At 60.5% G+C, this 11690-nt stretch carries 5 protein-coding genes; 1 reads left to right on the top strand and 4 read right to left on the bottom strand.

Going from position 1 to position 11690, the window contains the following annotated elements; genetic code table 11:
* On the top strand, positions 1-2844 hold a 2844-nt coding region (locus A3AS_RS44450; protein WP_018322877.1), incomplete at its 5' end, for a DUF4082 domain-containing protein.
* Positions 2845-2895: 51 nt separating this feature from the next.
* On the opposite strand, the gene A3AS_RS46265 is transcribed toward A3AS_RS44450, so the two are convergent.
* From A3AS_RS46265 to A3AS_RS49690, 4 genes are all read right to left on the bottom strand, one after another.
* Positions 2896-3510 (bottom strand): transglutaminase-like cysteine peptidase, encoded by a 615-nt coding sequence (locus A3AS_RS46265; protein WP_084674999.1) that lies wholly within the window; start codon positions 3508-3510, stop codon positions 2896-2898.
* An 863-nt stretch (positions 3511-4373) separates the two neighbouring features.
* Entirely contained in the window at positions 4374-5690 is a 1317-nt protein-coding gene (locus A3AS_RS0139140; protein WP_018322876.1) for an HlyD family type I secretion periplasmic adaptor subunit, read from the bottom strand.
* Positions 5687-7444: a type I secretion system permease/ATPase gene (locus A3AS_RS0139135; protein WP_018322875.1), complete on the bottom strand. Its 1758-nt coding sequence runs from the start codon at positions 7442-7444 to the stop codon at positions 5687-5689. The genes A3AS_RS0139140 and A3AS_RS0139135 overlap by 4 nt, the downstream gene beginning before the upstream one ends.
* Before the next feature lie 270 nt (positions 7445-7714).
* Positions 7715-10876, bottom strand: a complete 3162-nt coding sequence (locus A3AS_RS49690; RefSeq protein WP_018322874.1) for an Ig-like domain-containing protein — start codon at positions 10874-10876, stop codon at positions 7715-7717.
* Between the last annotated feature and the right edge of the window lie 814 nt (positions 10877-11690).

Raw genomic sequence — 11690 nt, 5'->3', positions numbered from 1 at the left:
ACGAAGGTGGCCAATGTCAACGACGTCGGCGTTGTCACGATCAGCGGCACGGCGACCCAGAACCAGACCCTGACGGCCAGCGTCACGGATCCCGACGGCGTCCCGGCGAGCATCACCTATCGCTGGCAGAGCAGCCCCGACGGCACCACCTGGACGAATCTGTCCGCCACGACCTCGAGTCTCACCCTCGACAGCAGCCTCGTCGGCAAGCGGATCCGGGTGAATGCCACCTACACCGATCTGCTCGGCGCCGGCGAGAACGCAACCAGCGCGGCCACGGCGACGGTTGCAGCTGCGAGTGCCACCACCACCCTGTTCACCACCCAGACGCCGTCCAATACCAATGCCACCGACGGGACAGGGGCGGACTATGAGCTGGGGATGCGCTTCACCGCCGATAATTCCGGCGTGATTCAGGCGATCCGGTACTACAAGGCCTCGAACGAGACCGGCACCCATGTCGGCCACATCTGGTCGGCAACGGGCCAGGAGCTGGCGACGGTCACGTTCACCAACGAAGGCGCATCGGGCTGGCAGCAGCAGGCGCTCGCCACGCCGCTCACCATCGCGGCCGGTACGACCTATGTGGTCTCGGTCAATATCAACAGTTATTACGTCTCCACCACCCAGGGCTTCGCCTCCGGCATTAGCCATGGCGGCCTGAACGCTCCGGTCGGCGCAGGTGTCTTCAACTACAGCGCGGGCGTCTTCCCCACCGCCGTCTATCAGAATTCAAATTACTTTCGCGACGTCGTGTTCGCTCCGTCCAACGTCATCGCACTACTCAACACTTCTACGATCTATGTCGGCGAAGCGGCCGGCACAGCCACCATCACCGTCGTGCGCTCCGGCGACCTCTCGTCTCAAAACACCGTTGAGTACACGACAAATGAGATCGGCACCGGCGGTACCGCGACTGCTGGATCGGATTTCATCCAGCCCACCTTCAATGGTCGGACGAACACCGGCCAGGTCGTCTTCGGACCGGGAGAGAGCACCAAGAGCTTCACTATCCAGATCGTCAACGATCAACTCACCGAGGGCAATGAGACGTTCGCAATCGGACTTCAAAATCCGGGCTCCGGATCCCTCGGAGCTCCACGCACCGTGCTCGTCAGCATCATCGACGACGACTCACCCGCCTCGATCGCAATGGCAGACGTCGTGTTGAGCGTTGCTGAGACTAGCCCAACCGCGACGGTCACGCTGCTGCGCAGCGGGAACGCCAGTCAAGCAGCCACGGTCGGCTTCACGACGAGCAGCGGCAGCGCAATCGCGGGGGCCGACTACACGACCACGACCGGTACGGTCACCTTTGCCGCCGGACAGGTGAGCCAGACCATCTCCGTGCCGATCATCAATGATACGACGCCGGAGAACGACGAGACCTTCACCGTCACCTTGAGCAACCCGACCGGCGCCACACTCGGCTCTCAGGCGACGACGACGGTGAAGATCCTGGACAATGACAACCCCGCTCTCGGCAACCTGGTGGGCGAGACCGCGGTGTCGGGTCTGAACCAGCCTGCGGCGATGGACTGGACGCCCGACGGCCGCTACATGCTGGTTGCGCAGAAGGACGGCGTGGTGCGCGTGGTGGACAACGGCACATTGCGATCGACCCCGCTCATCGACCTTTCGAGCGAGGTGAATGATTTCGGTGATCGCGGGCTGCTGGGAATCGCGGTGAACCCGAATTTCGCAAGCAACCACTATGTCTACCTGCTGTACACTTACGATCCGCCCGAGACGGCGACTCAGAGCGGGCTCGCAGCGGCCGACGGGGGTGGCAACAGACCTAGCCGTCTGGTGAGGGTGACAGTCGACCCCACCACGATGATTGCCGATCCGTCTAGCGAAGTGGTGCTGGTCGGCAAGAACAGCATCTGGGCCTATACCAGCCGCCCCGACGCAAACAGCGGCGGTGATCCCAGCATCGTTCCTTCGGGCATCGTCAACGGCACCACCATCACGGCTCCTGCGAGCCAGATCGAGACAGGAGCGCAGGACAACGATCCTGATAGGGCCGGCATCCAGAACCAGAACATCCGGGACTATCTTGCGACCGACAGCGATTCCCATTCGATCGGTGCCGTTCATTTCGGTCCCGACGGCTATCTCTACCTCACGGTCGGGGATGGCACGTCGTACAACTTCGTCGATCCCCGCGCAGTGCGGGTCCAGGACATCCACAATCTCTCGGGCAAGCTCTTGCGGATCGATCCTATTACGGGTGAGGGAGCGCCCGGCAATCCGTACTATCAGGCTGGCGACCCAAACAGCAATCAGTCGAAAGTGTTCTACTACGGCGTCCGCAACGCGTACCGCTTCAGCTTCGATCCCGTTACGAATCTGCCTGTGCTTGGAGACGTGGGCTGGAACAACTGGGAAGAGATCGATACGGGCCCTGCCGGCTCAAATTTTGGATGGCCATACTTTGAAGGTCCGGACAAAACCGCCAGCTACCAAAACCTGTCCCAGGCGATCACTTTCTATAATAACGGCAACCGCAACAATTTGTCAGACCCGCCTGCCGCGTTCCCGATCCTGTCTCTTAGCCACGGCGCACCCGACAACGCCCATGTAATCACCGCTGGAGATTTCTATAATCAGAATACGATGTTCTTCGACGACGTCTATAACGGAACAATCTTCGCTGCGACGTTGGATGCGAACCGGCAGATCGCAAGCGTTCAGTTGGTGGACAACGTACAAGGCATCGTGGACCTGCAGAAAGGGCCCGACGGCTGGCTCTACGGTGCCGATATATATGACGGTACGATCCGACGTTGGCTGGACTCGACGGCCGCCGCCGGGAACACGCTGGGCCTTGCGGCGTCCTGACGGCGGGCGAGCCTGCTCTCGCCTGTCGCCTGCTGCCCGCCACCGCAGAAATCATGCTCCTGAGCGGCCAGTCGTCGCCCACATTCGGCTGTCGCGCGGCGTCTGCATCCGGACCCAACCGTACTGTGCCCGCGACCAAGGCTTTATCTCGGGCGTTAAATTATCGAGGACCAAATCGCCAGTCCTGGCACGCACCACGAGCACAAGGTGATGGTCTCCAGAACCTCGCACCACTTCGCTCAATAGCAGAACCCGCGCGGGCCAGCCACGTTGCAGCAGTTCATGACGCTTGCTCACTGCGTAGTCGTTGCAATCGCCGCGAGCCGGATTAATGAGCCACTCCTCATGTGCAAGGCCGAGTTCGTTAGGTTGCGGAACAATGGCCCGGTTCACTGCGCGATTGACTGCATCCAGTTCCGCCCACCGTTCCTTCGTCAACCGGATCGGCCCGCCGCGGAAGAAGCGTCGCGGACGACACTCGGCCTCATAGCGCAGGCAAAACACCGTGTAAGTGAGGGGCGGAAGAGCGGGACGCCCCAGCTCGATGTGTGCAAGGTCCGCACGGGGAGGCTTTGGCATGACCAGCAATGCTGCACGCGCCCACTGAACGCCCCCGATCACGAGAGCTATGGCGCCGGCGACGACCGGGCCCGAGGTTCGCTGAATCACCGCCCCTCCGTACGCTGGCCGGCGCGCCGCCTGACCACCAAAAGGGTATTTAATGACTATTATAATACATTTAATTTAAATAGCAATAGTATTAAATATCCGACTGAGCGCAAAAGACATAACAGTGAGGGCCGCAGAGCGTCCTACACGGGTGAGAATCAATAGAAGGGATGGCGCCGAGAGAGAGAGAGAGAGAGAGAGAGAGAGAGAGAGAGAGAGAGAGAGAGAGAGAGAGAGAGAGAGAGAGAGAGAGAGAGAGAGAGAGAGAGAGCCTCAATCGCCCTCGGGGAAAGCCGCTACTGCGCGGCGGATGCTGGTCCCGCCGAGCGCGCGAACAATCATTTGCCATCGATATATTTTCATGCTGATTTAAATATTCGCCGGAGCTAGACCGTCGAACAGGCTTTCTCGGGCAGGACCTATCTCAATGCCGGTCGAGCTACTCGTCATTCTCGGAGCTGAGGCTGCAATACTCGGTTTCGTGGCCGCAATGAGCCTGCATACCAAGCGAATGGACGTATTGAGCGGACGATCGTTTCGAGCACCCCATCGCCCCTCCTGGAGAAAACAAGCGTCCGGCGCGGTCGCTCAATCGAAGGCCCACGATTTACTGCGTTTCACCGGGAGTTGGGCGGTCTCGTCACGTTCGCTCCACCCGATTTCTTGGATGCTGCGCCGGATATTTCAAATCAGGCTGCAGACGCCGGTCCGGATTGAGACGCCCGCTCGTTGGACCGGCACCCCCGCTTCCGGCGCTTGCGACCGCCCGCCCGTGCTTTCCAGCGCTGGTCGCGACGCCCAGGGGAAGGGCGCCGGTCCCGAACACATGCAATCGAGCGCTGCTTCCATCTTGCACCAGCTCAGCGCTCCTTGAATGCACGCTCCGCCTGATCGTGCAGCGGCTTGAGCAGATAGGACAGCGCGGTCCGACCAGCTGTCTTGATGAAGACCTCGACCGGCATTCCTGGCAGCAGCTTGGCCGAACCGAGCTTCGCCAGCTCCTCCGGCTTCAACAGGATGCGACCGGTGTAGTAACTCGTGCCGGCACGCTGATCCTGCGTGATGTCTGCCGAGACCATGCTCACTTCGCCGTCGATCTCGGGCGTGGTCTTCTGGTTGAACGCTGCGAAGCGCATCGTCGCTGTCTGCCCCACATAGACCTGGTCGATGTCCTTCGGTGCGATCTTGACCTCGACGGCAAGCGAATCCGCGTCAGGCACGATCAGCATGATTTGCTCGCCGGGTGAGATGATGCCGCCGACCGTGTGGACGCTGAGCTCGTGGACGCGGCCGGATTGTGGCGCCCTGATATCGATCCGATGCAGTTGATCGACCGCCGCAGTCTTGCGCTCGCCCAGTTCGGAGAGTTTTGAGCGCGTTTCGATGAGGTCCTTGCCGACTTCCGTCCGCAGGTCCTGGTCGATCTGAATGCTCTGGAGGCCGATTTCGGAGATCTTGCCTTTCGATTGCGCAATCATGCCGGCCAACTGGCTGCGCTCGCCTTCGATGCGTGCGGAGTCGCGCTCGAGGGAATTGAGCCGCGTGATCGGCACCAGATTCTTCTGCCAGAGGCTGCGCACGCCCTCGAGCTCCTGGCGGATGAACTCGACTTCCTTCTGCTTGGCCTCGGTCTGCCCCGTATAGCCCTTGATCTCGTTCTCCAGCTGCGCGCTTCTCTCCTGCAACTGCGCTTTTTGGCCGCTCCTTGCCTGACGGCGGAGGTCGAACAGCTTCCGCTCCGCAGCAATTGCACGGCTCGCCTCGGAGTTGCTCTCCTTGGCTCGGTCGAGCAACACCTTGGGAAAAACGACCTGCTCGGCACCATCGCGCTCGGCCTCGAGACGAGACTGGCGCGCGAGCAGCTCATCGATGCTGTTCGTGACGATCGTCGCATTGGCGAGCGTCTGAGTCTCGTCGAGGCGGATCAAAACGTCGCCTGCATTGACCCGATCGCCCTGGCGCACGCGCAACTCACCCACGATCCCACCCGTGGAGTGCTGAACCTTCTTGACGCTCGAATCCACCACGACCACGCCCTGGGCGATCACCGCGCCCGACAATTGGCTCGTTGTCGCCCAACCGCCGATCCCAAATGTCACCAGACCGAACAGGATCATACCGACGATCATATAACGCTGGATGGATTGCAATGCCGGCGCCACCACCTGGCCGTTCATCGGTTGCCTCCTTGAGCTTCCGCGACCACCTTGAGCGGCACGGGATTTCGCAAGACCTTCTTGAGGACCTCCTCCCTCTTGCCGAAGGACTGAACCCTGCCTTCCCCGAGGCACAAGACATGATCGACGCCTTCAAGCGCCTTCGGACGATGGGCGACCACGACGACGATCCCGCCGCGACGGCGCACGTTCAGGATCGCCTCGGTCAGCGCCTCCTCGCCCTCGGCGTCGAGATTGGACGAGGGCTCATCGAGCACCACCAGGAACGGATTGCCGTAGAAGGCGCGAGCGAGCCCAATGCGCTGCCGCTGCCCCGCCGACAGTGCTAATCCTCCCTCGCCGATCTTCGTGCCGTAGCCATCCGGAAACGAAAGGATGAGATCGTGCGCGCCCGCGGCATGCGCGGCCTCCAGAACAGCGGCGGCGGTCGCCTGCGGATCGAAACGCGCAATATTCATCGCGATGCTGCCGTCGAACAACTCCACGTCCTGAGGCAGGTACCCGATGTGCTTGCCGAGGGCGTCAGAAGACCAGTGATCGAGTGCGGCGTTGTCCAGCCGTATCCGGCCTCGAATGCCCGGCCATACCCCAACCAGCGCACGTGCCAGCGTCGATTTGCCGGATCCGCTCGGACCAATGATTCCAACCGCCTGCCCGCACCGCAACTGGAACGACACGTCATTGACGGTGGGCTGCTCCGAGTTCGGAGCGCCGATATAGAGATGCTCGACGGTGAGAGTTTCAACAGGAGGAGGCAATGCCAGCCGCTCCTCCTCGCCGGGCAGAAGTTTCAGCAAAGCATCGAGCCGCCCCCCCGATTGCCGCGCAGCAACAAACCCTTTCCAGTTCGCAATGGCCATTTCGACAGGCGCCAACGCCCGCGCCGTGAGGATTGATCCGGCAATGATGATCCCGGCCGTCGATTCCTGGTTGATGACGAGGACTGCGCCGACGGCGAGAACCAGCGATTGCAAGATCGCTCGAAAGAGCTTGGAGACGCCTCCGAGCCCGTTAGCGACGTCGCTGGCCCGCTCATGGGCCGCGAGGTACTTCGCGTTGACATCCCGCCAACGCAACGCCGCCTGCTGCCGCATGCCCATGGCCTGCAGAACCTCGGCATTTCGCCGTCCCTCGAGCGCCAGTGCCGCTCGCGAGACTGCGAGACGCGAGGACGCCTTTGCCGGCCCGCGCGTCCGGGTTTCCGTGAGCATGGTAATGCCGATCAACACCAACGCGCCGGCCAGCGCAGTGACGCCAATCCAGAAGTGAAAGAGGAAGCAAACGCCGAGATAGATCGGCATCCAGGGTAGATCGAAGAGCGCAGTCGGCCCGCCGCTCGACAGAAAGCTGCGGACCTGATCCAGATCCCGCACCGGCTGCAGGCCGTCGCCATCGGCCCTGGTCTTCAAAGGCAGACGAACAAGCGCGTCGAATATGCGAACGCCGAGCCTTTCATCCAAATACCGCCCGACCCGCGCGCTGATCCTGCTTCTGACGAAGTCGAGCCCCCCCTGAAACACGTAGAGGACCGTGGCCAGAACCATCAAGGCGACCAGCGTCGGTATGCTGCGTCCGGGCAGCACGCGGTCGTAGACTTGCAGCATGAAAAACGAGCCGGTGAGCATGAGGAGATTGCTCATTCCGCTGAAGGCCGCGAGAGCCCAGAAAATACGGCGGCAAGACCGCAGGAAAGCCGACATCTCCGACTGCGGTTCCTCATAGGGCTCCGCCGGTCCGGACCGACCAGCGAACATCCGTTGCCGCAGGGCCTCGACCGGCCGCCTCGCCAAGCCGATCAGTCGCGTGGGCCGCAGTTCGGCGTCATCCGCCCACTGTCGTCCGGACGCCCAGAGCTCTGATATGTGAAGAAGTGGAATCCGAATGAGATTCGCGGGCGGGGGGAATCCCCCCCGCCGTCCAAAGTCAATCATGGTAGTCGCCCTTGAACCATGCCTTTGACGGAAGATCCCCCAAGAGATCCCCAAGGCAGTTGTTGAGTACTACTCGGTGTGGATGCCCACACCTTACGCGAAGTGGAAGTCCTGGCTGGTCAACGAACCGACCTTCATGTTCTTCAGCGTGAGCGTGTCGTCCCCCGTCGCGATGACGACGTCGCCGCCTGATTGGGTCGCGTGGGAGAGAACACTGGCAAAACTGTCGAACACGCTCTTACTAAACTCGATCGTGTCGTGAGCAGGTCCGCTGGCAACGAAGCCCTTGATGACATCGTTGCCGAAATTCGCGGCAAACGAGAAAGTGTCGGCCTTGCTGGTGCCAACGAACACGTCATTGCCTGAAGTGCTCGTCTGTGTGTTGCTGGTCGTTGGGCTCGAAGTAGCAATGGTCTGCGTGGTGCTCGTGGACGACGTAGCCAGGCTCGAAGTACCGACCTGCCCATCGCCGTTGAGATCCTGATGGAAGCTTGTCTCAAGCGACTTGAGGCCAGAGTCCGTACCCGACACCGAGCCGCCCGAGGTGGAGCCGGTCAGGGTGCTGACATGGGAGACGTAGTTGCCGTCGTTGTCGGTGTTCCACGCCGTGTATTGACCGGTGCTCGCCTCCTTCCAGGCAACCTGATAGCCCGTCGCCGTCTTCTCCGCGGCGATGGGAGCCCAGGTACCGTCCGACCCGTCGACAAAATCCACACCGCCATACTTCAGCGAGGGACCGGTCTCGGTGCTGGTGTTGAGGTAGTATTTGTCGCCACTCTCGACGAGACGTGTCGCACCAGCCGACTCGATTACCGTACCAGCGGTCGGCGTTGATGACGTCGGTGCGGCTGCACTGGAAGCACCGATCTGTCCGTCACCGTTGAGATCCTGCTGGAAGCTCGTCTCAAGCGACTTAAGGCCAGAGTCCGTACCCGACACCGAGCCGCCCGACGTGGAGCCGGTCAGGGTGCTGACATGGGAAACGTAGTTGCCGTCGTTGTCGGTGTTCCACGCCGTGTATTGACCGGTGCTCGCCTCCTTCCAGGCAACCTGATAGCCCGTCGCCGTTTTCTCCGCGGCGATGGGAGCCCAGGTACCATCCGACCCGTCGACAAAATCCACACCGCCATACTTCAGCGAGGGACCCGTCCCGGTGCTGGTGTTGAGGTAGTACTTGTCAGCATTCTCAACGAGCCGTGTCGCACCAGCCGACTCGATTACTGTACCCGCAGTTGGCGTTGGCGATGTCGGTACGGCTGCACTGGAAGCACCGACCTGCCCGTCACCGTTGAGATCCTGCTGGAAGCTCGTCTCGAGCGACTTAAGGCCAGAGTTCGTACCCGACACCGAGCCGCCCGACGTGGAGCCGGTCAGGGTGCTGACATGGGAGACGTAGTTGCCGTTGCTGTCGGTGTTCCACGCCGTGTATTGACCAGTGCTCGCCTCCTTCCAGACAACCTGATAGCCCGTCGCCGTTTTCTCCGCGGCAATGGGAGCCCAGGTGCCAATTGACCCGTCGACAACATCCACACCACCATACTTCAGCGAGGGGCCCGTCCCGGTGCTGGTGTTGAGGTAGTACTTGTCACCATTCTCAACGAGCCGTGTAGCACCAGCCGACTCGATTACCGTGCCCGCAGTTGGTGTCGGCGACGTCGGTGTGGCTGGGAGCGCCGAGGTACCGGTGCTGGCCGTGACCGCGGTGGACGCCGCGCTGGTATTCCCTGCCGCATCCGTTGCCTTCGCGGTCAGGCTGTGCGAGCCGGCCGCAAGGGCGCCGGAGGTATAGCCCCACAGGCCACTGCTGTCGGCGGTCGCGGTCCCGATCTGGGTCGTGCCGTCGAACACCTTTACGACGCTGCTCGCTTCGGCCTTGCCCGACATCACAACCTGATTGGCGCTGTTCACCGTTTGGCTGACAATCGTCGGCGCAGCCGGCGCTTGGGTGTCGACGGTGACTGCCAACGCAGACGACGCCGCGCTGGTCTGACCCGACGAGTTGGTCGACGTTGCGGTGAGCGTGTGCTTGGCGTCAGTCAGGACCTTTGTGATGTAATCCCAGGCGCCTGCAGAATCGGCGGTCGTTGTACCGATCTGGGTCGAGCCATCATAAATCTTGACGGTGCTGTTTGCTCCCGCGGTACCCTTGAGCTCGAGCGTATTGTCGCTGGTGATGCGGTCGCCGGCGACACCGCTGTCGGCCGAGAAGGACGCGATGACAGGAGCGACAGGCAGAGTAGAACCGGTCGAATCGGAACCAGACGATGTGCTGCCTGACGAGCCATCAGCCCCTGCCGGCACCACCACTGGAGAAGATGTTGGCGCCGATTCGGTATTATTCGAATTGACCACNTGNCCGGTGCGCATATCCATATTGTTGGAGAAGGACCAGCCGCTCGGAGCGGAGTAGAATGCCCCCCACGCCGCCTGCAGATCAAAGAAGTTGTCGTGCACGCTGCCACTGAGGGCAGAACTGTCGTCGTTATAGGAATTGGCATGAACCATATACGACATCGCTGAACCGGCGGATCCACCGGCCGCAATCATCGTGTTGTATGCCATGACGGCATCCTGGATCACCCCGCCCTGAGTATTGCTGTAGAACTGGAAGCCCTCGCCTCCCGAGGCCTGCGGCGTCTGATAGGTGGTGTTGAACTCGACATCCACCGAGCTCGCGGTACCACCGCCGAACTGCAGGAAGTTCAGATGGGCGCCGTCTTCAATCGCCCCTTGCTCGATCAGATTATATTTGTAGACGACGGAGAAGCTTGGGCTGCCGTTTGCCTGCGTGAATTCGACGATGTGCTGCGGAAATTCCTTGAACCAGTTGTACTCCATCGTGACCTGGCCCGAACCAGCGAAGCCGATGAACGATGTCGCGTTGCCGATGGCGCTGCCATCAAAGGTATTATGTGTGAGGGTGAGATTGGACGCTGCGGAGGTCCCGTAAACCAAATATGATCCCGGGTTGGTGCCAATCGCAAAATTGCTGTTTGAGATCGTCGCATTCGATCCAGCGACCGTCACCTGATAGCCGCCGTGAAGCGAAAAATCATACCCATCGAGCGTGATGTTGCTTCCGCTGATTGTGATCGTGCGGCTCGACGAATCTACCGAAACACCCGCCATCGAGATCGTCGCTGGATCCTTGAGCGATGTTGACGTCGTCCCAACTGCATAATCGACGCCGGCGACATTCCAGGTCGGCCGCACAGCATAGCCGTCAAGCAGGTTCGGAAGTTGCGAAGTTGCCATTAAGGAGGGTCCCCTATTCGAGTTTAATCTGGTCTGCCACGCACTGCGCGATCAAATAACCCCATTTGAGTCCGCAGCGATTTCAGATCATGTAGAGCCAAGCTCGGATGCAAGGCGACCTCCGTATGGCTCATCACCAAAGGCTTTTTTGGGACAACAACACGACTCAGCAAAGGTAATTCAGGGATCTAAAGTAGTGACTGCGCGTTCAAACTTATCCACCGAAAAATAACAATATACTGGAGTACGTATTTATTCGATTATTTATGCCAGATGAAACACCTGATCATTCGCGTTCTACTACAAGACATTAGCTCACGAATTCGCAGCGGATCGGAAATTTACAAAAGCTGCGCGCGAAAGATCTGAATTTAGTCATGCCAAGCGAAAATGATGGCAGCCGAACCAGCTCGCATCTGGCGCACAATGTCGCAGCCGATGAAGAAGAAACCTAGATCAGGAGTGAGCTGCACTACTGAGCACTGATCCATTGCACCGGCTCGGCCGCGGATCTAGGGCGGCCAAAAAGAGCTAGAAACGCGTGCCGAGAGTTCGCGTTTCGGGATGCGGTGCCTTCCCAGGCCGCGCATTTGAAGCGGGCCGGATTCGACGGTCTTGTTGAAGATGCGCAAACGAACCATCAGCGCGACGTTGGCCGTGGTGGCGATGCTCTGTTTAATTTTGCGGATGACCTCGTATTATTCGAATTGACCACTTGGCCGGTGCGCATATCCATATTGTTGGAGAAGGACCAGCCGCTCGGAGCGGAGTAGAATGCCCCCCACGCCGCCTGCAGATCAAAGAAGTTGTCGTG

Source organism: Bradyrhizobium sp. WSM2793 (assembly GCF_000379585.1).
GTDB lineage: Bacteria > Pseudomonadota > Alphaproteobacteria > Rhizobiales > Xanthobacteraceae > Bradyrhizobium.
Note: the sequence above shows the minus strand (reverse complement) of the source record. Positions and strands in the feature narration are given on the sequence as shown.